The organism is Leeia aquatica, assembly GCF_012641365.1.
Lineage (GTDB): Bacteria > Pseudomonadota > Gammaproteobacteria > Burkholderiales > Leeiaceae > Leeia > Leeia aquatica.
Window position 1 is genome coordinate 532,155 of record NZ_JABAIM010000001.1, and the last position, 24,312, is coordinate 556,466.

General features: G+C 61.1%; 26 protein-coding genes and 8 tRNA genes. 11 read left to right on the plus strand and 23 right to left on the minus strand.

Translation table 11 applies throughout. The features are described from left to right. Positions 1–2 precede the first annotated feature (2 nt). The 5 genes from HF682_RS02465 to HF682_RS02485 all read left to right on the plus strand — a co-directional run bounded on the left by HF682_RS02465 (position 3) and on the right by HF682_RS02485 (position 3,474). Positions 3–710: a uracil-DNA glycosylase gene (locus HF682_RS02465; RefSeq protein WP_168875666.1), complete on the plus strand. Its 708-nt coding sequence runs from the start codon at positions 3–5 to the stop codon at positions 708–710. Positions 711–872: 162 nt separating this feature from the next. After that, on the plus strand, positions 873–1,643 hold the full coding sequence (locus HF682_RS02470; RefSeq protein ID WP_168875667.1) for an amino acid ABC transporter substrate-binding protein: 771 nt from the start codon (positions 873–875) through the stop codon (positions 1,641–1,643). 114 nt (positions 1,644–1,757) lie between these two features. Beyond that, on the plus strand, positions 1,758–2,432 hold the full coding sequence (locus HF682_RS02475; protein WP_168875668.1) for an amino acid ABC transporter permease: 675 nt from the start codon (positions 1,758–1,760) through the stop codon (positions 2,430–2,432). Beyond that, on the plus strand, positions 2,429–3,196 hold the full coding sequence (locus HF682_RS02480) for an amino acid ABC transporter ATP-binding protein (protein WP_168875669.1): 768 nt from the start codon (positions 2,429–2,431) through the stop codon (positions 3,194–3,196). The genes HF682_RS02475 and HF682_RS02480 overlap by 4 nt, the downstream gene beginning before the upstream one ends. Positions 3,197–3,204: 8 nt before the next feature. Then, complete coding sequence (locus HF682_RS02485; protein WP_168875670.1) at positions 3,205–3,474, plus strand: hypothetical protein; 270 nt, start codon at positions 3,205–3,207, stop codon at positions 3,472–3,474. On the opposite strand, the gene HF682_RS02490 is transcribed toward HF682_RS02485, so the two are convergent. From HF682_RS02490 to HF682_RS02515, 6 genes are all read right to left on the minus strand, one after another. Then, a complete protein-coding gene (locus HF682_RS02490) occupies positions 3,435–3,863 on the minus strand; it encodes a pyridoxamine 5'-phosphate oxidase family protein (protein WP_168875671.1) in 429 nt (142 codons plus the stop codon). The two genes, HF682_RS02485 and HF682_RS02490, sit on opposite strands and share 40 nt — an antisense overlap. 1 nt (position 3,864) lies before the next feature. Next, positions 3,865–5,187, minus strand: a complete 1,323-nt coding sequence (locus HF682_RS02495) for an ABC1 kinase family protein (protein ID WP_168875672.1) — start codon at positions 5,185–5,187, stop codon at positions 3,865–3,867. After that, complete coding sequence (locus tag HF682_RS02500; RefSeq protein WP_168875673.1) at positions 5,180–5,917, minus strand: TetR/AcrR family transcriptional regulator; 738 nt, start codon at positions 5,915–5,917, stop codon at positions 5,180–5,182. Before HF682_RS02500 ends, HF682_RS02495 begins: the two co-directional genes overlap by 8 nt. A 195-nt stretch (positions 5,918–6,112) precedes the next feature. Next, positions 6,113–6,188, minus strand: a tRNA-Glu gene (locus HF682_RS02505). A gap of 60 nt (positions 6,189–6,248) precedes the next feature. Further along, positions 6,249–6,324: transfer RNA gene (locus HF682_RS02510), tRNA-Ala, on the minus strand. 17 nt (positions 6,325–6,341) lie between these two features. Beyond that, positions 6,342–7,331, minus strand: a complete 990-nt coding sequence (locus tag HF682_RS02515) for an alpha/beta hydrolase (protein ID WP_240947037.1) — start codon at positions 7,329–7,331, stop codon at positions 6,342–6,344. Positions 7,332–7,479: 148 nt separating this feature from the next. Here HF682_RS02515 and HF682_RS02520 point away from each other — a divergent pair, with 148 nt between their 5' ends. Beyond that, positions 7,480–8,034 (plus strand): hypothetical protein, encoded by a 555-nt coding sequence (locus tag HF682_RS02520; protein ID WP_168875674.1) that lies wholly within the window; start codon positions 7,480–7,482, stop codon positions 8,032–8,034. 99 nt (positions 8,035–8,133) lie between these two features. Here the strand turns inward: HF682_RS02520 and HF682_RS02525 are convergent, their stop codons facing one another. From HF682_RS02525 to hpnC, 11 genes are all read right to left on the minus strand, one after another. Next, entirely contained in the window at positions 8,134–9,051 is a 918-nt protein-coding gene (locus HF682_RS02525) for an AraC family transcriptional regulator (RefSeq protein ID WP_168875675.1), read from the minus strand. Continuing rightward, positions 9,048–9,422 carry a nuclear transport factor 2 family protein gene (locus tag HF682_RS02530; protein WP_168875676.1) on the minus strand — a complete coding sequence of 125 codons (375 nt, stop codon included), beginning with the start codon at positions 9,420–9,422 and terminating at the stop codon, positions 9,048–9,050. Before HF682_RS02530 ends, HF682_RS02525 begins: the two co-directional genes overlap by 4 nt. 112 nt (positions 9,423–9,534) lie before the next feature. Continuing rightward, positions 9,535–9,795 (minus strand): hypothetical protein, encoded by a 261-nt coding sequence (locus HF682_RS02535; protein WP_168875677.1) that lies wholly within the window; start codon positions 9,793–9,795, stop codon positions 9,535–9,537. Between the two features lie 45 nt (positions 9,796–9,840). After that, complete coding sequence (locus HF682_RS02540; protein WP_168875678.1) at positions 9,841–10,278, minus strand: DUF695 domain-containing protein; 438 nt, start codon at positions 10,276–10,278, stop codon at positions 9,841–9,843. 149 nt (positions 10,279–10,427) lie between these two features. Beyond that, a tRNA-Arg gene (locus tag HF682_RS02545) sits at positions 10,428–10,504 on the minus strand. 21 nt (positions 10,505–10,525) lie between these two features. Beyond that, positions 10,526–10,602: transfer RNA gene (locus HF682_RS02550), tRNA-Arg, on the minus strand. A gap of 9 nt (positions 10,603–10,611) precedes the next feature. Continuing rightward, positions 10,612–10,705, minus strand: a tRNA-Ser gene (locus HF682_RS02555). Positions 10,706–10,772: 67 nt separating this feature from the next. Then, positions 10,773–11,552: an SDR family NAD(P)-dependent oxidoreductase gene (locus tag HF682_RS02560; RefSeq protein ID WP_240947038.1), complete on the minus strand. Its 780-nt coding sequence runs from the start codon at positions 11,550–11,552 to the stop codon at positions 10,773–10,775. Beyond that, positions 11,549–12,850 (minus strand): hydroxysqualene dehydroxylase HpnE, encoded by a 1,302-nt coding sequence (gene hpnE, locus HF682_RS02565; protein ID WP_168875679.1) that lies wholly within the window; start codon positions 12,848–12,850, stop codon positions 11,549–11,551. Before hpnE ends, HF682_RS02560 begins: the two co-directional genes overlap by 4 nt. Then, positions 12,850–13,695 (minus strand): presqualene diphosphate synthase HpnD, encoded by an 846-nt coding sequence (gene hpnD, locus HF682_RS02570; protein ID WP_168875680.1) that lies wholly within the window; start codon positions 13,693–13,695, stop codon positions 12,850–12,852. Before hpnD ends, hpnE begins: the two co-directional genes overlap by 1 nt. Continuing rightward, a complete protein-coding gene (hpnC, locus tag HF682_RS02575) occupies positions 13,692–14,519 on the minus strand; it encodes a squalene synthase HpnC (protein ID WP_168876878.1) in 828 nt (275 codons plus the stop codon). Before hpnC ends, hpnD begins: the two co-directional genes overlap by 4 nt. A 143-nt stretch (positions 14,520–14,662) precedes the next feature. On the opposite strand from hpnC, the gene HF682_RS02580 reads away from it, so the two are divergent. Then, a tRNA-Ala gene (locus tag HF682_RS02580) sits at positions 14,663–14,738 on the plus strand. 60 nt (positions 14,739–14,798) lie between these two features. Continuing rightward, positions 14,799–14,874: transfer RNA gene (locus tag HF682_RS02585), tRNA-Glu, on the plus strand. Between the two features lie 118 nt (positions 14,875–14,992). On the opposite strand, the gene HF682_RS02590 is transcribed toward HF682_RS02585, so the two are convergent. Beyond that, the gene (locus HF682_RS02590; protein ID WP_205881871.1) at positions 14,993–16,816 is read right to left on the minus strand and encodes a TolC family outer membrane protein; all 1,824 of its coding nucleotides are present in this window, start codon (positions 16,814–16,816) and stop codon (positions 14,993–14,995) included. A gap of 189 nt (positions 16,817–17,005) precedes the next feature. Here HF682_RS02590 and HF682_RS02595 point away from each other — a divergent pair, with 189 nt between their 5' ends. From HF682_RS02595 to HF682_RS02605, 3 genes are read left to right on the plus strand one after another with little or no spacing between them, the layout of a single operon-like run. Further along, positions 17,006–17,692 carry a transglutaminase-like cysteine peptidase gene (locus tag HF682_RS02595; protein WP_168875681.1) on the plus strand — a complete coding sequence of 229 codons (687 nt, stop codon included), beginning with the start codon at positions 17,006–17,008 and terminating at the stop codon, positions 17,690–17,692. Positions 17,693–17,704: 12 nt separating this feature from the next. Then, on the plus strand, positions 17,705–19,630 hold the full coding sequence (locus HF682_RS02600) for a bifunctional diguanylate cyclase/phosphodiesterase (protein WP_168875682.1): 1,926 nt from the start codon (positions 17,705–17,707) through the stop codon (positions 19,628–19,630). Between the two features lie 14 nt (positions 19,631–19,644). Continuing rightward, complete coding sequence (locus tag HF682_RS02605) at positions 19,645–19,950, plus strand: hypothetical protein (RefSeq protein WP_168875683.1); 306 nt, start codon at positions 19,645–19,647, stop codon at positions 19,948–19,950. A gap of 68 nt (positions 19,951–20,018) precedes the next feature. Here the strand turns inward: HF682_RS02605 and HF682_RS02610 are convergent. From HF682_RS02610 to pheS, 5 genes are all read right to left on the minus strand, one after another. Beyond that, positions 20,019–20,095: transfer RNA gene (locus tag HF682_RS02610), tRNA-Pro, on the minus strand. Positions 20,096–20,136: 41 nt separating this feature from the next. Beyond that, the gene (locus HF682_RS02615; protein ID WP_168875684.1) at positions 20,137–20,511 is read right to left on the minus strand and encodes a MerR family transcriptional regulator; all 375 of its coding nucleotides are present in this window, start codon (positions 20,509–20,511) and stop codon (positions 20,137–20,139) included. After that, positions 20,489–20,800, minus strand: a complete 312-nt coding sequence (locus HF682_RS02620) for an integration host factor subunit alpha (protein ID WP_168875685.1) — start codon at positions 20,798–20,800, stop codon at positions 20,489–20,491. Before HF682_RS02620 ends, HF682_RS02615 begins: the two co-directional genes overlap by 23 nt. A gap of 16 nt (positions 20,801–20,816) precedes the next feature. Further along, the gene (gene pheT, locus HF682_RS02625) at positions 20,817–23,231 is read right to left on the minus strand and encodes a phenylalanine--tRNA ligase subunit beta (protein ID WP_168875686.1); all 2,415 of its coding nucleotides are present in this window, start codon (positions 23,229–23,231) and stop codon (positions 20,817–20,819) included. A 39-nt stretch (positions 23,232–23,270) separates the two neighbouring features. Beyond that, positions 23,271–24,281, minus strand: a complete 1,011-nt coding sequence (gene pheS / locus HF682_RS02630; protein ID WP_168875687.1) for a phenylalanine--tRNA ligase subunit alpha — start codon at positions 24,279–24,281, stop codon at positions 23,271–23,273. Positions 24,282–24,312: the final 31 nt, after the last annotated feature.

Genomic DNA, 24,312 nt, shown 5'->3' on the forward strand with positions numbered 1-24,312 from the left:
GCATGAACCAGAGCAGCCTGTTTGATGCCCCCTTCCCGTCTGCGCTGAAAGATGGCCTGGCCAGCCTCTCGCCTGCCTGGCAGACCCTGTTGCAGCAGCCTGTGCTGGCCCCGGTCTGGCCCGCCCTGCAAGCCCGGCTGGACGCCGAGTTGCAAGCCGGTGCCACCATCTACCCGGCAGACCCGTGGTTTGCGCTACGCCTGCTGCAACCGGAGCAAGTACGGGTGGTCATCCTCGGCCAAGACCCCTACCACGGCCCCGGCCAAGCCCACGGGCTGGCTTTCTCGGTGCCGGAAGGGGTCAAGCCACCGCCCTCGCTGCGCAATATGTTCAAGGAAATCAGCCGCGATTTTGGTACCCCACCGCCCGCCAGCGGCAACCTGCAGCGCTGGGCCGCACAAGGGGTATTGCTGCTCAATACCGTGCTGACCGTGCGCCACGGCGAAGCCGCCAGCCATCGTGGCTGGGGCTGGGAAGCGGTGACCGATGCCCTGCTGCAGCAACTGGCCCAGCGTCAGCCTTGCGCCTTCCTGCTGTGGGGCAGTGATGCCCAGCGCAAGCGCGAGCTGCTGCGCACCCCCAGCAGCCTGGTGCTGGAAGCCCCCCACCCCTCCCCGCTCTCCGCCCACCGCGGCTTTATCGGCTGCGGCCATTTCTCGCAGGTGAACCAATGGTTGCACGCGCAAGGCCTTCCCGCGATCGACTGGTAAGCCCACCACCCCTTATATATCGCAAAAAGAAATATAAAAATTAATTAAAATAATTTAATAGAATAAAAAATTCACCATAAAATACGACTCAGTACTTTGACCACCCAGCCCGACCGGGGCTGGACTATGCAAGGTAACCCTGTCACTTACAAGGAACGCATCATGAAGTCCCGCCTGACCCGTATTGCCCTTGCTACTACCCTGCTGATTTCGGCGCCCGCCTTTGCCCAGGATGCGCTGGCCCAGATCAAGGCTGCTGGCGTGCTGAAAATCGGTACCGAAGGCACCTACGCCCCGTTCACCTACCATTTGCCGTCGGGCGAGCTGACCGGCTTTGACGTGGAAATCGCCCAGGCGGTTGCCAAGAAGCTGGGTGTGAAGGCGCAGTTTGTCGAGGGCAAGTGGGATGGCCTGATTGCGGGTCTGGACGTCAACCGCTACGACGTGGTGGTGAATGAAGTCACCATTACCGATGCCCGCAAGGCCAAGTACGACTTCTCGCAGCCCTACATCCTGTCCAAGCCGGTGCTGATCGTCGCCAGCAACAACAGCAGCATCAAGTCCTTTGCGGATCTGAAGGGCAAGAAGTCCGCCCACACCCTGAGCAGCAACTTTGCCAAGCAGGCACAGTCCTTTGGCGCGGAAGTGGTGGGCACCGATGGTTTTGAGCAATCCGTCGCCCTGGTGCTGACGGGCCGTGCCGACGCCACCATCAACGACAGCCTCTCCTTCCTCGACTTCAAGAAGAAGAAGCCGGACGCACAGGTGAAAGTGGTGGCCACCAGCAAGGATGCAGAAGCCTCCGGCATCCTGCTGCGCAAGGGCAATCCGGAACTGCTGGCCGCCATCAACAAGGCGCTGGCTGAGCTGAAGCAGGATGGCAGCTACCTGAAGCTGTCGCAAAAGTACTTCGGCGAAGACGTATCGCAGTAAGCCCCGCCCTGCGGCCCGGCGCAAGCGGGGCCGCACCCCTGACAAGGCGTTCGGTTTGCGAACGCCTTGTGCTTTTGTCAGACTGTGGGTCTGACCTTCGCTGCAGGATATGCCATGCCACACTGGCTCAATATCATGGCCGACTCGTTCTGGCCACTCTTGCTGGCCGGGCTGAAGTTCACCGTGCCGCTCACCTTGCTAACCTTTGTCAGCGGCATTGCGCTGGGCTTCGTCACCGCGCTGACCCGCCTCTACGCCCCGACCCCGCTGGTCTGGCTGGCGCGCTTTTATGTGTGGGTGATTCGCGGCACGCCAATGCTGGTTCAGCTGTTCATCATCTTCTATGGCCTGCCCAAGGTCGGTATCACGCTGGACGCCTGGCCTGCTGCGCTGATCGGCTTTACGCTCAATGTGGGTGCCTACAGCTCGGAGATCATCCGTGCGGCCATCGGTGCGGTACCCAAAGGTCAATGGGAAGCCGCGCACGCACTGGGCATGACCCACTGGCAGGCGCTGCGACGCTCCATCCTGCCGCAGGGCCTGCGCATTGCCGTACCGCCACTGGCCAACACCTTTATCGCCTTGCTGAAAGACACCGCACTGGCGTCTGTGGTCACCGTGCCGGAAATGTTCCAGCAAGCACAGCGCATTGTGGCGGAGAACTATGAGCCGCTGATCCTGTACGTGGAAGTGGCATTGATTTATCTGGCTTTCAGCACGGTGCTGAGTGTGCTGCAGGACAAACTGGAGCGGCGGCTGAACCCGACACCGCAAGGAGCACGGGCATGATTTCGCTACAACACCTTAATAAATCGTTTGGCAGCCTGCAGGTCCTGCACGATATTAACCTCAACGTGCCAGAGGGCCAGGTCACCGCTTTGATCGGTCCCTCCGGCAGTGGCAAGAGCACCCTGCTGCGCTGTGTCAATCTGCTGGAGCTGCCGCAGGATGGTACGCTGCAGCTGGCCGAACAGCGCCTGGACTTTCAACCCAAGCGGCCCCCAGCCCAGTCAGCTATCCTGGCGCTGCGTCGCCGCACTGGCATGGTATTCCAGAACTTCCAGCTGTTCCCGCACCTCAATGCGCTGGACAATGTAGTGGAAGGTCTGCGAACTGTGCACCGCTGGGCGCGCAGCAAGGCGGAGCAGCATGGTCTGGCATTGCTGGACAAGGTCGGACTGGCGCACAAAGCCAAGGCCTGGCCGCATGAGCTCTCCGGTGGTCAGCAGCAGCGAGTGGCCATTGCCCGCGCGCTGGCCTCCTCTCCGCAAGTGCTGCTGTGTGATGAGCCTACCTCCGCGCTGGACCCGGAATTGGCGGGCGAAGTGGTCGAAGTACTGCAAACGCTGGCGGCAGAAGGCACCACCATGCTGATCGCCACCCACGACCTGCGTCTGGCAGCTCACATTGCGCATCAGGTGGTGTTCATGGAGGCAGGCCGGATTGTCGAGCACGGTGCGGCCCAGGCCCTGTTCATGCAACCGCAGCAGGCGCGCACCCGCGGCTACGTCTCCACCCTGTTCCACGGGCTGCCAGAACACTGGCAGGCCTAGGCATCATTATGTACTGGGTGGATCGCTGCATCTGTACCGGCATACTGTTCAGCGAGGTGCTGGCACTAGAGGGCGACCTGCGCACACGCATGCAGCACAGCGGGGCGGGCTTGAACTGCAAGCACTGCCGCCCCTTCCTGCGCGAGGCTATCGCCAGCGGCTCACCGCGGGTGGTGCTGCAACCTGACCACCCACAGTTTGCCGTGCTGGTACAGCATTTTCACTTAAGCGATGAAGCTCAAGCGCCAGGCTGCCAGTCCAGCACAGGTTCGGCCTGAAACAGGTTGTGCATCCGCACCCGCTTGGGCCGCACGATCACCACGCAGTAGCGCGGGTCGTTCACATCCTGAACAAAAGCCTTCAGGCCCTCAAACCAGAATGCCTCACGCTCCTCCTGTGACGTACTGATCTTTGCCCGACCGGTGACGCGTAACCAGGTTTCTGAGCGGGCATGGCTGGCCCCCAAAATCAGCTGCACATCCGGCTTGTCCCAAATTTGCGCTACCTTGTCCGAGTCCAGGTGCGTGCTGAAGCGGATGGTCATGTCCGCATCGGCCTTGCCAACCACCGGTCGCAGTTGCGGCAGTCCATGTTCGTCTACGGTGGCGATATGCAGCAGTTGCAGGTCTTGGCTCATTTGCCGCATCTGTTGGTGCAGGTCTTGCATGCTACGCTCCTTGGTGTGTTAACGAATCATCCGGGGTCTCTGATGCCATGGCTGGCAACCAGTGACGCAAGGCGACGCGAGCCCCCATCCGCTCAAACAGCTTGAACAGACCATAGAGGGTGCGGTCGAAAAACATCAGGTCAGGGGCAACCTGCTTGAGTCCATTGAAGTGGCTCATGCGCTGCATCAACACCAAGCCCGCTTCGCTGTGGGCAGGCTGGTGGGTGAAGTCAAAGTGGCTATCACGCCACGGCTCGGCAATCCACTGGCAGAATGCCGCCATGTGGGGATAGTCGGCTTCCAGATCACCGTCATAGCGCATGCCCATCGCCTGCCAGGCTGCCAGCAGCTGTGCTGGGCTTTGTTGCAGATGGGCGTGCATCAGCTGCGGCCAGTGCTGGACAAACTCGGCGGAGAGCGGGCGTACCGCGCCAAAATCCAGCAGCACCACTTGACCATCCGGTTGAAACAGAAAGTTACCGGGGTGGGGGTCGGTATACAGCTGACCTCCTTGCAGGGCCGCCGACATCACCGCATCCAGCAAACGCTGGGCGGCCCGGTCACGGTGGGCCTGATCGGGCACCGTGGCCAGCCAATCATCCAGATGCATGCCCTGCATGCGGGTGGTGGTCAGCACCGTCGTACTACTGTGACTGGCAATCCATTGCGGAACCTGCACCCCATCTACCTGCAGCCGCTGGTAAAACCAGTCTGTCAGGCGGGCTTCACGCACATAATCAACCTCATCCAGCAAGCTCTGATGCAGCGCAGGCAGCATGTCCAGCAGTTGCGCGGCACGCGGCATGCCCCGCAGCGCCAGCCGCAGCAGTGCCATGTCGCTGTCGATGGTGTAACGAATGCCGGGATATTGCAGCTTCACCGCCACCGCCCTGCCATCCGGCAAGGTCGCGGCGTGTACCTGCCCCAGGCTGGCAGCCGCAAATGCATCCGCTTCAAAATGGCTAAAGCATTGCTCCGGCGCTTGCCCCAGTCCCTCTTGCAGCACTTTACGGATCAGCACCCGGTTGAGCGGCGGGGCCTGATGGCAGGCCTGGCGCAAGTGCCGCTGCCAGGCTTCCGGCAGCAGCGCCTGCTCGCTGCTTAGCCATTGCGCCACCTTGAGGGCTGTACCCCGCAGCTGGGCCAGCACTTCAAACAATTGTGCCGCCTCGCGCTCTTCCAGCTGCTGCTGAGCCTGTATCCGCGCACCTGCTTGCATAAAGGGACGTTTGATACGGTGCTGCAAGCGCCCTGCCCCCACCCGGGCCAGTACGCTGCCACTCAGCCGCAAGCGTGCCCATTTGCCTTCGGGCAGCTTACTCATCAGCTACCCCCATGAAGCGGCGTTTGCGCTTATGCAGCGTCTGGCGAGCCTGCCGGGCGCGATCCAGATGACTGAGCACATGAGTGCGGAACAGGAAGGACACCAGCTCCATCGCCTTGCCCACCAGTGCGGTTTCCAGTATCCCGGCAATCACCGCCATGGCGCGGTCCAGCATGGCACTGGTCTGGCTGAACTGCTCCGAGCCATCGCGCAGCCAATAGGCCAGCACGGCAGTCTGAAAATCCCAGAACAAGCCCGCCAGCAACGCCAGCCCCGCCTGTTCAGGGATTTCCCCGGCCTCGATGGCGGCAGCCAGCATGTCTTCCACCATGCGGACATAGTGCTGGCGCGCCTCATCCAGGTGTAGGTGGCTGGCCACCGGCGAATGGAAGGTCAGCCGGAATACTTCCTGCAGGAACTCCCGTGCGGGCAGCCACGCTTGCAACTCCGTCTCCACCAGCTGCTGCAACTGTTCGCTCAGGCTGTATTCATGAAAGTCCGGAATCGCCTGCAGGGCCGCTTGTACCTGCTGCTGCACATGCGCACAGTAGCCATACAGCAGGGACTCCTTGGTCGGAAAGTAATTGTAGATGGTGGCCGACCCCACCCCGGCCCGCTCGGCGATCTCCCGCATCGACGCCTGGCGGAAGCCCTTATCGGTCACCACGGCCACCGCAGCCTCCAGCAAGCGCAGCCGGGTTTGCTGTTTTTCCTGTTCGGAAACTTTCATTCCCCACCCCACAATGTGAATTTGCTATTTTTAATTTAGCATATTTTAAAATTTTTTGTATAGCATTTTCATTTGAAAGACGAGGGTGTTGATCCGAGCCAAAGTCCGGGTACAGGAAACACGCAGCAGGAGGGAGATAGGGATTTGGGACGCTAGAAACAAAAAAAGCGCCCTTGCGGTGCGCTGATCTTGTGGTGGCGTCCCCACGGGGATTCGAACCCCGGTTATCGCCGTGAAAGGGCGGTGTCCTAGGCCTCTAGACGATGGGGACGTCGGTGCAACATTGATTTCAGAGTTCAGACAGAAGCCTGTTGTCTGTTCCCTGCTTCGGTGGTGGAGGTAAGCGGGATCGAACCGCTGACCTCTTGCATGCCATGCAAGCGCTCTCCCAGCTGAGCTATACCCCCTTGCGAAGAGAGTCGGATTATAAGGAAGCTGTTTCGGCTTGTAAACCCCCTGCCGTTACTTTTGCAGGGTTTGCGGGCAGATGCTGCAACATCCAGTCGATCAAGTACTGGCTGACCTCATCCCGATTTTGCTCATTGAGCAGTTCATGTCGCCCTCTCGGCCAGATGCGGGCCTGCACATCCGGGTTACCGGCCTGCTGATAGCGCTTGACCAGCTGGCGGCAACCCAGCCCGCCCATGCTCACCGGATCTCGGCTACCCGCCACCGCCATCAAGGGCAATCGGGCCGCCTCCGCGTGCAAGCGGTTCTCGGCCTGCTCCAGCGCCGCGACCCCTTGCAGCAGATCGTCCCACAGCTGAGCGGTGCAATGGAAGCCACAGCGCGAATCTGCCAGATAGGCATCCACCTCCGCCCTGTCGCGGGAAAGCCAGTCAAAGCCGGTACGCGCAGGCAGAAATTGCAGATTGAAGCTTCCAAACACAAGCTTGTGCATGGTTGAGCATGGCTGATTGAAGCCTCGCTTGCGCCCTTGCCGCCGTGCCACACTCGCCAGCAAGCGATTGCCCGGCCCCAGCCGCCAGCCGGTGGCACTGACCATCGCCCCGGCCAGCGATGCCGCATGCTGCAGCAACCAGGCGCGCAGGATGAACGAGCCCATGCTGTGACCGAAGGCAAACTGTGGCACACCCGGCTGGCGCTGCTGCACCCAGCGCTGTACCACCGTCAGGTCATCCTGCACCCGCTGCCAGCCACCACGATCGGCAAAATGCCCCAGCGGCGTGCCCTCACCCACCGAATCACCATGGCCGCGATGGTCATGCGCATACACTGCAATCCCCGCCGCGCCGCACGCCTCGGCAAAACGGGCATAGCGCGCCGCATGCTCGGCCATGCCATGCGCCACCAGCAGCACCGCTCGCGGCGCACCCTCCGGCTCCCACGCCCACAAAGCCAGACCAAAGCCATCCTCCGCCTGTACGGTATGCCGCGACGCCTGCATGGACATAATGCCACTCCGTAGTGAACTTTGATTCACATTCTGCGGCAGCAAGAGGTGAAGGGCAAGGGGGACAATGGAGACGAATCACCGCCATTGCACATCCTGCGCATTTCATGGCAGCCTGCAGCTTCCAACCTGCCACTACCGAGCCCGCATGCGCATTGCTTACTTTGCCCCACTGGCCCTATTGCTAGCCGCAGTAGCAGCCCCGGCCCATTCGGCGACCAGCTGCTCATCGCTACGTTCCCGCTTTCTGGCGCAGGCCCATGCCACCCACTTTCGCGCATGGACGCAACACCGCCAGTGCGCTGCAGCACTGCCAGAAGATAACGCCGCCCTACAGCAGTTGGAAATGCAGACGGCGCGTGGCCAAACATGGGCGGCACACGCCTTGGCCCGGGTACTCGAGCGCCTGGATGGTGGCAATCTGGAAGATGGCCTGCTTGTACTGGGACAGTTTGCAGATCAGCGCCCAACCACCCTGCTACATATGGCGCATGATGGCGAGCTTTCACTGCGTAACATGAAAAACGCACTGATCATGCACCCGGCTACGCTGATGGACAACCTCGCAGCGCAGCTGGCGGGCCTGCAAAGACGCTTGCAGCGGATTCAGCAGGTGAAGGCGCCAAGTTTGAGGCTTGAGCAAGCCGAAGCCGTGCAAGCTTTGCAACACGCCATAGCGAGGATTCCGGCACCACAGCCGTGAAACCGAAGTATCGGCACGGGCTTGACGCTATCCTGTCCCGGCTGATTTACACGATGCGGCTGCAGAGTTCGGGATGCGCAGCATACACCTGCGATTAGCTCACCGTACAATCGGCATGGCATAGCGAATGACAGAATCAGGGCTGGTGGGATGGTAGTTCTCATCATAGACCTCCATATCCCAAGCACCGCTATGCTGATAGTCTTCCGTCAGTAGCCAGCTGCCATATGCATAGTTGACGGTATGATCAAGGTCCGCCACACGTCCGCGATGGGTAAAGCAGGCATATTCTGTGGCCGGCAGGTCTATTGCTACCATGTCTTCAGGAGGCTGGGTTAACGGTGCCACTGGAGCGCATGCCACGTATATCAAACGGTCACTTCCATCATCCTCTGGCTTGATCAGACCATACATTTCCTTAGGCTCAGCGTGGTCGGCAATTTCACTGGCCCGCGCCAGAAATGTTTCCCACAGCGGCGGAATCTGCTTTGCGACATTATTCTTGTCCGAGCCCGTACCGTGAAAATAAGTACGCATCCCGATCACACGCTGGGCGGGCCAGTGCTGGAGGACTGGGGAAAGGGTCATTCCAGCATGCAGGTGCTGCAAGTACCCCTCATCGAAGGCCGCCTTGACTGGGAACAGGTTACGGCGACCCATTTTTCGATATTGCCCTGGCGTCATCAGATACATCTTGCTGAATGCACGGGTAAAGCTGGCCTGACTCTCGAAACCCGTCGCCATCGCAATCTCAATGATACGACGCCCTGGATCACGCAACGCCTCAAGGGCGGCCGCCAATCGTCGAGAGCGGATATAGGTTTTGAGTGTCTCGTGAGTCAGCGCGCAAAAAATTCGCTGAAAATGCCATTGGCTCAGTCCTGCAGCAGCCGCGATATCGCCAAGTGTGAGGGGCTGGTCAAGCCGCTGCTCCACATAGTCGATACCTCGCCTGATGCAGGCCAGATAGCGAGACCTTTGCACTCTACTGCCGTCGGCAGGGGCGACGTGGTTCATGGTGCCCCAGTTTCAAAGAAGCCATTCATTGATATCAGCTTGCCTTCCCCGTCAAACTCCACGTAGCTGACGCCTTCACTTAAAGCGCTACCATCCGGCCCGCACATATGCCATCGTACTGCAGCCCGTGCGTGATGTGTATGGAACCAAGCGGTGACAAAATAGCATCCTGGAAATTGCCGCTGAAAGTCTTCAATGTAAGCTGACAATTCATCCCAGCCCTGACATTGCGTCAAAGGATCACGGTATATACATTGCTGCGACAATACCCGTGAAAACTGTTCACGCCGCTGCACCGCACTTTGGGGGCGCCATACCGCACAGTATCCCTCCCAAACGTCCCGATATTGGTTTTGATCAATTGATTCCATGGCTGAGTCCTCAACGTTAATGAGGCTCCCAGACTAAACTCGCGCGCTCGGCCCATTTTGATATTTCGTGCGAAAAACAGTCCTCCCTTAAGACCCGCGAGGTTTGACTGCCTCATTGACGCTTGCGTTGCCGCTTTACCTGCTTGCGAGCCACGTTGGCCGCTTTGATGATGGCCGCACAGTCCTGCGTGCTGGGAAGGGTTCGTGTGGTATCGATGGTATGCCAGCCCCCACAAGCGGGATCCGGGCAGCCACAAATGGTGAAATACACCGGGTGGTGCATCAACCCTTCCCGCCTCTGCCTGGCCTGAGTCCGCTCCCGGCTCTTGATGATGTCGACAATGGCGCTTCGGCGTAGAAATGGCTTAGACATGTACATTCCATGATGACGCAAGGTTAGCACCAATAGGAAAGCCACTCACCCCTGCGCCGGGCCCGGCAGCAGCTCAGTCAGCGCGGTCCAGCTTGGGTCTTGGTAGGCAGAGAGTTCCAGCGGGTAGGTCGGGTGGCCAGCCAGCCCCTGGTTGAGGCAATCAATGAAGGTCTGATTGTCCAGCGCGTAGTAGCGCCACTCCTTCAGACCGCTGCCGGTGATGCAGGCAGCCTGTACCGCTGCGTGCTGCGTAGCCAGCGCGGCTTCCAGCGCATCTTCAAAGTGGATGGTGTCCTGATTGTCCTTGGGCAGCGGCAAGCCGTGCTCGTTGGCGGCATAGCGCCATTTAATGATGATCAGGCTGGCGTAGCGCTGGCAGTCCGCGCTATCCGGCAGGTGCGAGCGGAAGCGCACAATCACCGGCTGGCCGTTGGCTTCGGCCTCTCCGACCGTCCAGCTATCCTCTCCGTACATCGCTTGCATGTGCACCACCCAAGGTCTTTCGTTGATTGAAGCGGGAGCATAGCAGAGATCAGCCCAGCAAGCAGTTGATGTACAGCCCATGCAAGCCGTTGCGCGGCAGAGATAGAATGAGAAAAGGGCCAGTCAGCAAGCTGACCGGCCCTGTATTCTGGCGCACCCGGAGCGATTCGAACGCCCGACCCTCTGGTTCGTAGCCAGATACTCTATCCAACTGAGCTACGGGTGCAAGGTACAACAGTACTGCAAGTGGCGCACCCGGAGCGATTCGAACGCCCGACCCTCTGGTTCGTAGCCAGATACTCTATCCAACTGAGCTACGGGTGCGCTGTCTAGTGGCGGAGAAAGAGGGATTCGAACCCTCGATACACGTTTTAGCGCGTATGCTCCCTTAGCAGGGGAGTGCCTTCGACCTCTCGGCCATTTCTCCGTCAAGAGAGGCGCAATCATAATGACTTCGCGGCAGTGCGTCAAGCCATGTTGCGCATAAATTCGTGCTACGACGCCAATCCAGCCTGTGCCAGGTGGATTTTCTGGCCACGCACGCCCTTCCCTTCTGCCCCGAGCAGATAGAGGTAGGCCGGCAGCAGGCTATCAATGGTCGCCATGCCGATTTGCGACTCCGCCGGGTGGGTACGACGACGCGCCGGGGATTGCACCGGCCCCGGCACCAGCACGTTCACCCGCAGATGTTCATGGCGGGACCACTCGTCCGCCCAGCCGAGTGCGGCATGCTCCAGCGCGGCACGCGAGGCGGCAAAAGCCCCCCAGTAGGCCGAAGGCTGGCTGGCATGGCTTTCCGAGGTGACAATCACCGAGGCATCCGGCGAGTTCATCAACAGCGGCAGGCAGGCCTTGGTGAGGGCGAATGGCGCAATCACGTTGACGCGCATCATGGTCTGCCACACGTCGATGGTTTCGTTGCTCATCGGCGACAGGTCACCGCAGTGGGCGGCGCAGTGCACAATGCCGTCCAGCCGTTTCAATTGCCGCTCCAGCACCGACACGGCGTAGTTGTATTCCTGCTCGCTGGCGGTAGCCAGATCGAGTGGCAGAATGGCCGGAGTCGGGCCACCTGCGGCCTCGATCTCGTCGTACAGGCGCTCCAGTGCTTTCACCCGCTTGCCGTGCAGCACCACGGTGGCCCCCAGTTTGGCGCAGGTCTTGGCCAGCGCACCACCAATGCCGCCGCTGGCACCGGTAATCAGGATGACCCGCCCTTCCAGCAGATTTGCCGGAGCCTGATAGTCCTTCATAGGATAGTCCTGTTGTGTCATGGTTGTGTCCATTGTGCCAGCAGGGCCTGCGCTGCAGCCACGCCGCTGCGCACCGCTCCCTCCAGCGTGGCCGGGTAATCTCCGGCCAGATAATCGCCCGCCAGCCGCACACGCGGCGAGGCAGTGTGTCCATCCGGCCGATGCAGGCCGGGGGTACAGGCAAAGGTTGCCCGCGCTTCATGCAGTGTCTTGCACCACAGCGGGGCAGGCAAGCCGGGAAAAGCCTGGGCCAGCTCGCTGGCGGCCTGGCTGGCAATCTGCTCGCCGCTCATGGGCTGCGTCATGGCTGCGCTGATCACGGCCGCCATACGGCCATCCTCGCCCAACAGCACGCCCCGGTCAAACACCCAGTGTACAACACCGCCCGGCAGGCAGTGATGCAGACCGATCATGGCCTGTGGCAAACGGGTGCCTGCCGGATACTGCAGGTAGACGGTGCGTATCGGCTGCCAGCCAAACTGCGACACCGCCTGCAAGGCGGCCGGGGCCTGCTCGGTGTGCAGCAGCGCAGGCAACTGGTGCGGACCGGTGGCGCAGATCACGCCGTCCACCGACTGCCATTCGCCCTTGACCTGCAAGGCCACCTGATCATCCTGCAAGGTGAGCTGTGTAACCTTTTGGCCCAAGTGTACCGCATGCTGCTGTGCCGTCAGCCAGGCCAGCGCCGGTTCCGGCAGCAGGGCCGAGAGATCCACCGTCGGCAACAGCATCTGGGCGGCGTCGCCCCCCGCCAGCAGGCTGTCGCGCACCACGTTGTAAAACACCTGAGCAGAAGCTTCCTGCAGCGGGGTATTCAGCGCCGCATAGCATAGTGGCTCCCAAAAGGTCTGGATGACCCGTGGGGTTTGACTGGCCAGCCACTCGCTGGCAGGTCGGTCCTCACTGCGAAAGCCGCGCAGGCGTAGCCCGGCCAGAAAGCGCAGCAGCGCCTGCTTGTCCGCCCACCCCCAGCCCTGCGCGCGCAGCAAGGCCCACAGGGTGGTCAGCGGCGCACCCCAGGCCGGCGCTTGCAGCAGCATCTGCTGCCACATCTCCCAGCGCAGCGGCATGCGGCGAAAGGGCAAGGGGCCGCGGTGGACCTTGCGCATCAGGCGCAACAGCTCGGTATAGGCCCCCAGTGCAATGTGCTGGCCGTTATCCAGCGCCTGATCGTGCCAGTGAATGCGCCGCGCCCGACCGCCCGGCAAGGGGCCAGCTTCAAACAGGCTGATCTGTGCTCCAGCATCGGCCAGCGTCAGCGCTGCCGCGACGCCAGCGTAACCGGCACCAATCACGGCAATATGCGGTGGCTTGCGCATCAGGACTTGATGCCAAGAAACCAGGTTTTCCAGGCCAGCCACAGCTTGCGCAGCGGCGGCAGGCTGAGGCGCTGGTTCAGCACCTTGCCGGGCCCATCCAGCCGGATTTCTTCCAGCGTGGTGCGATAGATCGCGGCCATCACCAAACCGGGGCGCTGCGCCTTGCGGTCCACAGCGGGCAGCAGCGATAACGCATGGTGGTAAGCGGCCATCGCCCGCTCAATCTGGAACTGCATCAATTGAACAAAGGCTTCGCTTTCTTCATAACGCTTGAGCATATCGACAGGGACGTTGAAGCGCTGCAGGTCTTCCACCGGCAGATAGATGCGGCCCCGGCGCACATCTTCGCCGACATCGCGGATAATGTTGGTGAGCTGGAAAGCGATGCCAAGTTCATGTGCATAATCCAGCGTTGCCGGGTCCTGATAGCCGAAGATCTGTGCTGACACCTGCCCCACCACCCCGGCGACACGGTGGCAGTACAGCAGCAGATCGTCATAGCGGGCGTAGCGGGCCTGTTCCAGGTCCATCTGCATGCCGTCGATGATCTCCTGCAGCAAGGATTCTTGCAGACCATAGCGGGCAATGGCCGGTTGCAGCGCACGCATCACCGGGTGCTGCGGCTGCCCGGCCCAGGTGAAGGCCACCTCGTTGCGCCACCAGGCCAGCTTGGCCCGGGCCACATTGTCGTCATGCACCTCGTCCACCACATCGTCCACCTCGCGGCAGAAGGCATAGAAGGCAGTAATGGCTCGTCGGCGTTCCGCGGGCAGAAAGCGGAAGGCGGCAAGAAAACTGGAGCCACTGCGTGCAGCAGCTTCTTCGCAATACTGGTCTGGTGTCATGGTTTCCCCGGCCAGGCCGGCCAACAGGCGCGGGACAGCATGTACAGCCAGTCCCCCGCTTTCAATACCGGGCGCTGCGTGAAGACATCGCCCTGGACATCCCACAGCTTTTTCAGGATGCGCTCACCGCCGAGCACGATCATGCGTAACTCCAGCCCCATCCGCCCCGGCAGCACCCGTGCCAGCGGTGCACCGGCCTGCAGCAGCTTGCGGGTACGCTCGATCTCAAAGCGCATCAGTGCCTGCCAAGCCGGGTTCACCTGCCCAGCGGCGATCTGCGCTTCCGTCACCCCAAAGCGCTGCAGGTCTTCCTGCGGCAGATACACCCGCTGCTTTTGCCAGTCGATCGCCACATCCTGCCAGAAATTGATCAACTGCAGCGCGGTACAGATGCCGTCTGACAATGCCAGATTATGTGGCGTCGCCCGCCCGTACAGATGCAGCAACAAGCGGCCCACCGGGTTGGCTGAGCGGCGGCAATACTGCACCAGCTCACCGAAGTCGGCATAGCGGGTCTTCACCACGTCCTGGCTGAAGGCATCCAGCAGATCGTGAAACAGGGAGAGCGGCAAGTCATGCTCGCGAATCACCACCGCCAGGCGTTGAAAGAGCGGTTCAGCAGGCGTTTCACCCCGCCCGATGGCCTCCAGCTGCTCACAGTAGTGTTGCAGCGCCGCCAGCCGCTGCTCAGCGGCGACCTCGCCCTCATCCGCCAGATCATCGGCGGAACGGGCAAACGCATAGATCACTTCGATGGGCCGCCGCAATCGGCGCGGCAGCAAGACCGAAGCAACCGGAAAGTTTTCGTAATGATCAACCGGCAACGGGTAGCCTGCACAGAGGTTAAGGGTCATCGACCCGGCGGGCGGATTATAGCGCGAAGCGCCCTGCCCCGTCCGGCTGCAAAAATGCGCGCAGGGGGTTTACAGCCCGCCGGGGACTCCCTATAATGCGCCTCTCTTCGCAAGGGGGTATAGCTCAGCTGGGAGAGCGCTTGCATGGCATGCAAGAGGTCAGCGGTTCGATCCCGCTTACCTCCACCACCGAAGCAGGGAACAGACAACAGGCTTCTGTCTGAACTCTGAAATCAATGTTGCACCGACGTCCCCATCGTCTAGAGGCCTAGGACACCGCCCTTTCACGGCGATAACCGGGGTTCGAATCCCCGTGGGGACGCCACCACAAGATCAGCGCACCGCAAGGGCGCTTTTTTTGTTTCTACCTATCCCAAGATCACGACCTTGAATGAAAAACGCCCGCCATGAAGACGGGCGCTTGCACGACTGCTGCAGCGACATCAGGGCGCAGTACGCTCCGCCACGATCCGCCACTTGTTGCCGTCCTGCACCAGCTCCAGCGTCTTGTTGACGGTATCGCTGAAGTCTGCCGACTGATAAACCTGCCGGAACTGCACGCGGGCCTTGCTGCCCTCCTGGCTGCTGACCTTCACGTCTTCCAGCTTGACGCTGATGGTGCCCGGCTTGTTCAGGCGTGCGCGGCGTTGCTTAGCCCACTGATCCCTGCTCAGGCCACCTTCCGGCACAAAGCTGTCTGCATAGAAGGCCAGATAGGCATCCACCTGCTTGCCAGACCATGCGGCGGACCAGTCGCTCGCCAGCTTCAGCAAGGTATCATTCAGCGAACCGCCCGCCATCGGCTTGATGGCATCCGGTTTCGGGGCTTCGGCGGGCGCATCAGACGACACAGCCACATATGGCTTGATTACCACCGACTTGCGATCCAGCACCGGCAGCGGCACCATGCTGTCACCACAGCTGAGCCGGTCGTTATCATCGGCCGGGTCATCACTCAGCTCGGCGGGCTGGGTGTCGGTAATCGGTGCCAATTTGAGCGCGGGCAGCAGCGTGGAGCTGGTGCCCAGCACCCGCAGCTGCGCCAGCTGCAGCTCATACTCAGCCACCGCCAGTGAACGGCGAGCATCAAACAGCTCGTTTTCGGTATCCAGCAAGTCCAGCAAGGTGCGCTGGCCGATGTCAAATTGCTTGCGATAGGCATCGCGCGCTTTTTCTGTTGAGAGCTGATGCTGTTCCAGATAGTTGAGCTGCTCGCTCAGCTTGCGTACATCGCTCCAGGCAATCGACAAAATCTGTCGGTTATCACGACAGGCCTTGTCGCGCAGGTCCATGGCGAGGTTGAGCCGCTCGGAGAACTGGCGGATGCGGGCTGAATCGGTACCGCCGTTATAGAGATTGTAATTCAGCACCAGCTCGACCACACCGGTCCGGTGCTTGCCGTAAACACCATCGGTATTGCGGCTCAGGTCCTGTCGTGCGCGCAATTCCAGCGACGGCAGGTTAGCCGATTTGCGCACATCCACCTCGGCGCGCGCCGCGCGTACATTCTGCACCGCAGCCAGGAAGGACGGGCTGCGCTTGAGCAGCCCCGGCATCAGATCGGCCGCAGCAGGCAGGCTCTTCTCCAGCGATGGCACATCCTGCAGATCTGCAGCAGGCAGATCACCCACAATGCGCTGGAAACGTGCGGTGACATCGTGCAGGTTGGATTCATCGGTCAGCCAGTTGGATTCGGCCAGGGCCAGACGGCCTGCGGCCTGCTCCAGATCCACCCGACGCCCCACCCCGGCTTTGACCCGCTGCTCGATCTGGTCAAAGATGCCTTTGTGCACACCGTAGTTGTCCCGTGCCAGCGCGGCCAGCTTGCGGTAGCGCAGTACATCGATATAAGCACGCCCGGCTTCCAGCGCCACGTCGTCGGTGGTAGCCAGCAAGTCATAGTAGCCAGCCAGCTTGGCGTAACCCAGACGCTTGACCTCGCTGCTGGTGGCGAAACCATCAAACAGCACCTGGCGCAGGCTCAAGGTAACCCCACGGCGGGTATAGTCACGGTCCTTCTGACCCGGATCGACCTGATGTTCACGACCAATGCCGGCGGTCAGATCCACACGCGGGCGGAAGCCGCCACGGGCTGCATCCTGCTCGGCAGCAGCAGCATTGAACACATGCCACTTGGCCAGCACTTCCGGATTCTTCATGATGGCCTGCTCGGTGGCTTCCTTCAGGGTTGCCGGAGCCGCCAATAACATGCTGGGCACACTCAGTGCCAAGCCCACACACATAACGGTCCACTTCAACTTCAGCATGGAATGCCCTTCCTCGCCCGGTTTGCCTTTGATGACTGGTGCGCATTGTAACCCTAGCATACAACGGTATCTGTCAAGGATTGTTAAACTGTATCCCGCATACCACGCTAGCGTGCTGTGGCTCGTTCCAGACAGTTGCCGGCTTCTGTTCCATAATAGAATGACTCCTGTCCGGTAACCGGTCCTGACATGTCCCGCTGGCCCGCTTGGCGAACCCTCCCCCTGCTATACAAGGGGGTCTGGTTGCTGCCTTTTCTTGTGCTGCTCTCCCCGCCTTCACTGGGCTGGGATTTTGACCGCTTGCAACGCGCTGCCAGCCTGCGCGGCAATGCAAACGGCCAGCGCCTGTTTGCCGAGTGGCGTGAGCTGATGAATGACAGCCGCAGCCTGGGCGAAACCGACAAGCTGAAACGCCTCAATGAATTCTTCAACCGGCGCCTGAGCTTCAGTGATGATGTTAGCATATGGGGTCAGGCCGACTACTGGGCGACACCGCTGGAGAGCATGGGCAAGGGCAGCGGCGATTGTGAAGATTTTGTCATTGCCAAGTACTTCAGCCTGAAGGAGCTTGGCGTACCGGTTCAGAAGCTGCGGCTCACCTATGTGCGCGCCCGCATTGGCGGTCCGAACAGCAGCATCAGCCAGGCGCATATGGTGCTGACCTACTATGCGGCGCCCGATGCAGAGCCGCTGGTGCTCGACAACCTGATTACCGACATCCGCCCGGCCTCACGCCGCAGCGACCTGACGCCGGTGTTCAGCTTCAACAGTGATGGACTGTGGGCCGGTGGCACGGCCAGCAGTGGCAGCCCGGTAGACCGCCTCTCGCGCTGGAAAGAATTGCTACTACGCATGCAGGCAGAAGGTTTTGATTAGGAAGGAATGACCGTGTCCCTGTTCCGACAACTCTGGCTGGTGGTGGTGGTGTCCACGCTGATTGCCTTTTCAGGCAGCTTTGTGGTCAGCATGTTTACGGCCCGCAACTACCTGCAGCAGCAACTCTTTACGCAGAGTACCGACAGTGCCGCTTCGCTGGCACTGTCGATGTCCCAGCAGAAGAAAGACCCGGCCACGGTAGAGCTGCTGGTCAGCGCGCTGTTCGACAATGGTCACTTCCGCCTGGTGCGTTATAGCGATGTGCATGGCAAAACCCTGGTAGAGCGCGTCAACCGTACCCCACCGGACAAGGTGCCGGAGTGGTTTGTGCGCCTGTTCCCGCTGGATGCGGGTCAAGGGGTGGCCCAGGTATCAGACGGCTGGATGCAGTCTGGCAGCGTCACCATCATCGCCCACACCCGCTTTGCCTACCAGGCGCTATGGGATGGTGCACTCAAGCTGTTCCTGTGGATCCTGATCGCCGGGGTGCTGACCGGGCTGATGGGCTCTGCCTTGCTGCGCACCATCCAGCGCCCGATGCGGCGCGTGGTCGAGCAGGCGCGTGCAATTACCGAGCGGCGCTTTATTACCATCCCCGAGCCCCGCACGCCTGAGTTACGCAGCCTGGCGCAGGCCATGAACCGCATGGTCACCCAGGTGAAAGCCATGTTTGCCGAGCAGGCCAGCCGCATTGAGCAACTGCGACAGGAAGCCAACAACGATGCCCTGACCGGCCTCGCCAACCGCGATTACTTCGAAAGCCGGTTGCGCAGCGCCCTGCATGATGACGATGCCCCACCGACCGGCGCCTTGCTGCTGATCCGGCTGTTTGACCTGGCCGGGATCAACCAGCGGCTAGGTCGGGACCGGACCGACCAATTGCTGAGAGAAGCCGCCGACCGCATCCGTGAAAGCGCCGCAGAAGACGATGAACGCCTGCTGGCGCGCTTGAACGGCGCCGATTTTGCCCTGCTCGACCTGAGGGCCGATGTCAGCGAAACCCGGCATCTGGCACAGCAAATCCTTGACCGACTGACCGATCTCTACCGCCAGGGGCTCACCGACCAGGACAATGTGGCACATATCGGCTTTACCCTGTACCAGCACGAAGATGACCCCGCCCAGCTGTGGCAGCAGGTCAGCGAGGCGCTGGCCCAGGCGCAGGCCACCGGCGCCAACCAGGCCCGACAGGCCGAGCAGGCCGACCGTGCACGTATGCTGGATGTCGCCCACTGGCAGCCTCGTCTGGAGCAGGCGCTACAGCAGCAGCACTTTGCCCTGGGTCAGTTCCCGGTCTTGAACATGCAAGGGGAACGCCTGCACGATGAACTGATGCTGCGGCTGCGTGATCTGGAAAGCGACGGCCTGCTGCCCGCCGGGCGTTTCATGCCCGCCGCCGCCCGCCTCGGCCTGATCCCGCAGCTCGATCTGGAGGTGGTACGGCTGGCGCTGCAGCACGTCAAGCAAGCCCGGCAACCGGTGGCCATCAACCTCGCCGCCGCATCGGTTCTCTCCACCGAGTTTCAAGGCAAGCTGCTGCTGCAGCTCAACCAGCACAGCCGCGAAGCCAAATACCTGTGGTTTGAAGTCAATGAGCATGGCTTCCGCGACGAACTGCAGGCACTGGGGCAGCTGGCGACCCGCTTGCGCCCCTTGGGCTGCAAGGTGGGTATTGAGCACTTTGGCCGACACTTCAACAGCATTCCACGCCTGCATGAGCTGGGACTGGACTACCTGAAAGTGGACGGCAGTTTCATCCACCAGATTCACGACAACCGGGGCAACCAGCTGCTGGTCAAAGCCATCGCCGACATCGCCAACAACCTTGGCATCATCACCATCGCCGAGCGAGTGGAAAGCGAGCAGGAATGGCAAGCCTTGCAGGCATTAGGCATTCAAGGGGTGACCGGCCCAGCGGCGACGCGGCATGGTGGCTGAAGAGGGATCGATAAATGAAGATGCACACGGGTTTACGCTGGGCGCTACTGCTCTTGCTCACCCTCGCCCTCCCGTTCACCTATCAGCTGGGTCGTCAGCACGGTCGCGAGCAGGGTTATCACCAAGGTTTTGCCCGAGGGCAGGTTGAGCTGGCCATTGCACTGCATGGCGCATTGCCCTATCAGGTGGACGGACGCACGCCCGAGAACAGCTATCAGCGCTGGCGAAGCATCAAGGATATTGATCTCTTTATCCTCACCCGCAATGGCGTCAAAACCTTGGCCTGGTGGGGTGATGCGCCGAAGCCCGCCAAATTGTGAGGTCTTTGGCAAGACTGCAGGCAAGCTGATATGAGAAAAGGTCGCCCAAGCGACCTTTATCATTTGAATGGTCGGGGTGAGAGGATTCGAACCTCCGACCCCCTGCACCCCATGCAGGTGCGCTACCAGGCTGCGCTACACCCCGACCGAGCCCGCGATTATACCGAATTCCGCAAGGAATGCCAGTCAGGCACGCAAGATTGCCAGAATTTCTCCCAGCGACTGCCGGATTGGCAGAACCGGCTCGGCGACAACCGGTGCCGTATGCGCCGACACCGGCGCATCGATGCCCAGATCCAGCTCAGACAAACGATTGCGCGCACCGCTGATGGTGAAGCCTTCTTCGTACAGCAAACCGCGGATGCGACGGATCAGCAGCACTTCGTGGTGCTGATAGTAACGGCGGTTGCCGCGCCGCTTGACCGGCTTGAGCTGGGTGAACTCCTGCTCCCAATAACGGAGCACATGCGGCTTCACCCCGCACAAGTCGCTCACTTCTCCGATGGTGAAATAGCGCTTGGCCGGGATCGGCGGCAGATCAGGCTTGTTCGTTTCGACCATGGCTGGTTTCGACCAGTCCCTTCAGTTTCTGGCTGGCATGGAAAGTCACCACGCGACGCGCCGTAATCGGAATCTCTTCTCCGGTTTTCGGATTGCGACCCGGACGCTGCGGCTTGTCCCGCAGCTGGAAGTTGCCAAAGCCGGACAGCTTGACGCTCTCCCCCGCTTCCAGCGAGGTGCGGATTTCCTCGAAAAAGGCTTCCACCATTTCCTTGGCTTCCCGCTTGTTCAAACCGACCTGCTCAAACAGGACGTCGGCCAGTTCGGCCTTGGTCAAGGTTGTTACCATTATCGCCCCCACGACGTCAGTTGCGCAGTTGCGCGCCATGTTGCCGTGAAGCCTCTGCCAGCAGGGTGGCAATCGCCCCCTCGATTTCCTCGTCGGTCAGAGTCTTCAGAGTATTGTGCAACATCACGCGAAGCGCAAGGCTCTTTTTACCGCTTTCTATGCCTTTACCTGCATACACATCAAACAGGCTGATTTCGGTCACCAGCGCAGGTGCACTGGCGCGCAAATCATCGACCAGCTGCTGTGCAGGCAGCTGCTGGTCCACCACCAGGGCGAGGTCTCGCCGCACGGCCGGCAGGCTGGAAATGTCCTGATAATCCGGCAAAGGTACCTGTAATACCGGCGATGCTTCCAGCTCGAACACTACCGGTGCTGATGGCAGATCATACGCCTGAACCCACTGCGGGTGCAGTTCGCCGATCCAGCCGATGTCCTGCCCGTTCAGTTGCACCCGCGCCGAGCGGCCGGGATGCAATGCCGGGTGACTGTCCTTGATGCAGCGTACCGTACCGGAAGCTTGCAATAACTGTTCCATGTCTGCCTTGACATCGAAGAAGTCCACCGCACGCCCACTATCCGCCCACTGCTCCGGCAGCGCGCTGCCCCAGGCCAAGGCGGCCACCCGCATCGGCTGGGCGTAGCCGGCCACCGTCAGCGGGCCATTCTGCACACTGGCGTCACGCAGGAACACCTTGCCCAGCTCGAACAGCCGCACACGGGCGGCCTTGCGGTTGAGGTTATAGCGCAGGGTGCTGACCAGGCCACCGATCAGGCTGGAGCGCATCACTTCCAGATGGCTGGCGATCGGGTTCTTCAGGGCAATCGCATTGTCGTTGCCAGCGAAATCCCGCTCCCAGGCACGTTCGACGAAGCTGTAGTTGATCACTTCCTGATAATCCACATCGGCCAGCAGCACGCGCAGCTGATGCAGCGAGCGGGTGGCTTCGGTAGCGATCCGCATGTTGGCAGGCACCTTGGGTGGGCGGGCCGGGATGCGCTCAAAGCCGTACACCCGCGCCACTTCTTCCACCAGGTCTTCTTCAATTTCCAGATCGAAGCGGTAAGACGGCGGCGTCACCACCAGCCGCATCTCGCCGCCCTCTTCGCTGCGCTGGCAAGGCAAGCCGAGGCGGCGGAAAATCTGCTGCATGGTGTCGTCGTCAATGTCGACCCCAATCAGCTTGCGGGCACGCACGGTACGCATGCTCACCGGCGGGCGGGCGGGCAGCTCGGCCACTTGCCATTGCACCGGCCCCGGTTCGCCACCGCAGATCTCCACAATCAGCTGGCTGGCGCGTTCCATGGCACGGGCCGTACCATCGAAATCCACACCGCGTTCGAAACGGTGCGAGGCGTCCGAGCTGAAATTGTAGCGGCGGGCGCGCCCGGCAATCGCCGCCGGGAAGAAGAATGCCGCTTCCAGATAGATGTGGCGGGTATGCAGCTCCGCCTTGGTGGACTGGCCACCCATGATGCCAGCCAGGCCAATCGGGCCGCTGTCGTCGGCAATCAGCAACACCGATTCGTCCACCGTCACCGTCTGTTCATTCAGCAGCTTCAGCTGTTCGCCAGCGCGGCCAAAGCGCACGTCGATGCTGCCTTGCAGGCGGTCGAGATCGTACACATGCAGCGGCTGGCCCAGCTCCAGCATCACATAATTGGTCACATCCACCAGCGCGGAAATCGAGCGCAGACCAACGCGCTCCAGCCGCTGCACCATCCAGGCCGGGGTCTGTGCCTTGGCATCCACATTGCGGATCACCCGGCCACCAAAGCGGCCACACCCAGCCGGGCTGCTGATGCGCGCCGGGAAGGTGGCGTCGCTCTGCGGCGACACCGGCAGCATCGCCGGCATCTGCAGCGGGGTATCGGTCAGCGCCGAGACTTCACGCGCCACCCCCAGCAGGGACAGGCAATCGGCGCGATTGGGCGTCAGCTTGATGGTGATTTTCTGGTCGTCCAGCTGCAACAGCTGGTAGACGTCAGCCCCCACCGGGCTGTCTTCAGGCAGTTCCAGCAGGCCACCGTGGTCTTCCGACAGGCGCAGCTCGCGGGCCGAGCACAGCATGCCAAAGCTCTCCACACCCCGCATCTTGACTGGCGCAATCACAAATGGCTTGTCTGCGCTCTCACCCGGCAGAGCCGCCCCTACCAGCGCGCAGGGGATCTTGATCCCGGCGCGAGCGTTCGGCGCACCGCAGACAATCTGCAGGGTTTCGCCGCCCACATCTACACTGCACACATTCAGCCGGTCGGCATTCGGGTGCCGTTCGGTGCTGAGGATATGCCCCACCACCACCTTGCTGAACGGCACGCCCACCGGATCGCAGTCTTCCACTTCCAGACCGGCCATGGTCAGCAGGTGGGTCAGTTGTTCAGTCGTCAACGCCGGATTGACCAGCGTACGCAGCCATTGTTCAGAGAATTGCATGATCGCCTACGGTATGGATGTCAATAATCGGGGTGCTGCTCAGGCAAACTGGCGCAAGAAACGCAGGTCGCCTTCGTAGAACAGCCGCAGGTCGTTGATGTCGTAGCGCAGCATGGCCAGGCGCTCGATACCGCTGCCAAAGGCAAAGCCGGTATAGCGCTCCGGGTCCAGCCCGAAATTGCGTACCACACTGGGGTGCACCTGCCCGGAGCCGGATACTTCCAGCCATTTGCCCTTCAGGCGGCCACTGCCGAAGCGCATGTCGATCTCGGCAGACGGTTCGGTAAACGGGAAGAAGGAAGGCCGGAAGCGGACTTCCAGGTCATCGGTTTCAAAAAACTGTTGCAGGAAGTTGGTATACACCCCCTTCAGGTCTGCAAAACTGATGTCCTCGGCGATCCACAGGCCTTCGACCTGGTGGAACATCGGCGAGTGGGTGGCGTCCGAATCCACCCGGTAGGTCTTGCCCGGTGCAATCACCTTGATCGGCGGCTGATGCATGCGGGCATAGCGCACCTGCATCGGGCTGGTATGGGTACGCAGCAGCAGCGGCTGACCGCTGGCGTCGTCCACGTAGAAAGTATCGTGCATCGAGCGCGCCGGGTGGTTTTCCGGCTGATTCAGTGCACTGAAGTTATACCAGTCGTCCTCGATTTCCGGGCCGTCGGCCACGTCGAAACCAATGGAACGGAAAATTTCTTCGATCCGCAGCCAGGCACGGCTGACCGGATGGATGCCGCCACAGCCACGTCCACGGCCCGGCAGCGAAACATCAATCGCTTCCTCGGCCAGCCGGGCATCCAGCTTGCGCTGCTGCAGGGTCTGGCGTTGCGCATTCAGTACCGCCTCGATGGCTTCCTTGGCCTGGTTGATCAATTGCCCAGCCTGCGGCCGCTCCTCGGCGCTGAGCCTGCCCAAGCCCTTCATGTGCTCGGTCAGCTCCCCCGTCTTGCCCAGATAGCGGGCTTTTGTCTGTTCTAGCACCGCTTCATCGGTGATGGCACTGAGGGTCGATTGGGCTTCTGCGACAATGTCGGCAAGGCTACGCATAAAGATTTCAATCCAGTCCGTAGACGGTTCA

Excerpts from the sequence above, each read along its gene's own strand:
- HF682_RS02520 (WP_168875674.1), top strand. The coding sequence starts at position 7,480 with ATGCGCATTGCTTACTTTGCCCCACTGGCCCTATTGCTAGCCGCAGTA.
- HF682_RS02540 (WP_168875678.1), bottom strand. The coding sequence starts at position 10,278 with ATGCAAGCGATGTACGGAGAGGATAGCTGGACGGTCGGAGAGGCCGAA.
- HF682_RS02515 (WP_240947037.1), bottom strand. The coding sequence starts at position 7,331 with ATGTCCATGCAGGCGTCGCGGCATACCGTACAGGCGGAGGATGGCTTT.
- HF682_RS02595 (WP_168875681.1), top strand. The coding sequence starts at position 17,006 with ATGTCCCGCTGGCCCGCTTGGCGAACCCTCCCCCTGCTATACAAGGGG.
- HF682_RS02535 (WP_168875677.1), bottom strand. The coding sequence starts at position 9,795 with ATGTCTAAGCCATTTCTACGCCGAAGCGCCATTGTCGACATCATCAAG.
- pheS (WP_168875687.1), bottom strand. The coding sequence starts at position 24,281 with ATGCGTAGCCTTGCCGACATTGTCGCAGAAGCCCAATCGACCCTCAGT.
- HF682_RS02495 (WP_168875672.1), bottom strand. The coding sequence starts at position 5,187 with ATGAGTAAGCTGCCCGAAGGCAAATGGGCACGCTTGCGGCTGAGTGGC.
- HF682_RS02590 (WP_205881871.1), bottom strand. The coding sequence starts at position 16,816 with ATGCTGAAGTTGAAGTGGACCGTTATGTGTGTGGGCTTGGCACTGAGT.
- HF682_RS02620 (WP_168875685.1), bottom strand. The coding sequence starts at position 20,800 with ATGGTAACAACCTTGACCAAGGCCGAACTGGCCGACGTCCTGTTTGAG.
- HF682_RS02480 (WP_168875669.1), top strand. The coding sequence starts at position 2,429 with ATGATTTCGCTACAACACCTTAATAAATCGTTTGGCAGCCTGCAGGTC.
- HF682_RS02475 (WP_168875668.1), top strand. The coding sequence starts at position 1,758 with ATGCCACACTGGCTCAATATCATGGCCGACTCGTTCTGGCCACTCTTG.
- HF682_RS02470 (WP_168875667.1), top strand. The coding sequence starts at position 873 with ATGAAGTCCCGCCTGACCCGTATTGCCCTTGCTACTACCCTGCTGATT.
- pheT (WP_168875686.1), bottom strand. The coding sequence starts at position 23,231 with ATGCAATTCTCTGAACAATGGCTGCGTACGCTGGTCAATCCGGCGTTG.
- HF682_RS02560 (WP_240947038.1), bottom strand. The coding sequence starts at position 11,552 with ATGACACAACAGGACTATCCTATGAAGGACTATCAGGCTCCGGCAAAT.
- HF682_RS02525 (WP_168875675.1), bottom strand. The coding sequence starts at position 9,051 with ATGAACCACGTCGCCCCTGCCGACGGCAGTAGAGTGCAAAGGTCTCGC.
- HF682_RS02490 (WP_168875671.1), bottom strand. The coding sequence starts at position 3,863 with ATGCAAGACCTGCACCAACAGATGCGGCAAATGAGCCAAGACCTGCAA.
- HF682_RS02530 (WP_168875676.1), bottom strand. The coding sequence starts at position 9,422 with ATGGAATCAATTGATCAAAACCAATATCGGGACGTTTGGGAGGGATAC.
- HF682_RS02465 (WP_168875666.1), top strand. The coding sequence starts at position 3 with ATGAACCAGAGCAGCCTGTTTGATGCCCCCTTCCCGTCTGCGCTGAAA.
- HF682_RS02605 (WP_168875683.1), top strand. The coding sequence starts at position 19,645 with ATGAAGATGCACACGGGTTTACGCTGGGCGCTACTGCTCTTGCTCACC.
- hpnD (WP_168875680.1), bottom strand. The coding sequence starts at position 13,695 with ATGACACCAGACCAGTATTGCGAAGAAGCTGCTGCACGCAGTGGCTCC.
- HF682_RS02615 (WP_168875684.1), bottom strand. The coding sequence starts at position 20,511 with ATGGTCGAAACGAACAAGCCTGATCTGCCGCCGATCCCGGCCAAGCGC.
- hpnE (WP_168875679.1), bottom strand. The coding sequence starts at position 12,850 with ATGCGCAAGCCACCGCATATTGCCGTGATTGGTGCCGGTTACGCTGGC.
- HF682_RS02485 (WP_168875670.1), top strand. The coding sequence starts at position 3,205 with ATGTACTGGGTGGATCGCTGCATCTGTACCGGCATACTGTTCAGCGAG.
- HF682_RS02500 (WP_168875673.1), bottom strand. The coding sequence starts at position 5,917 with ATGAAAGTTTCCGAACAGGAAAAACAGCAAACCCGGCTGCGCTTGCTG.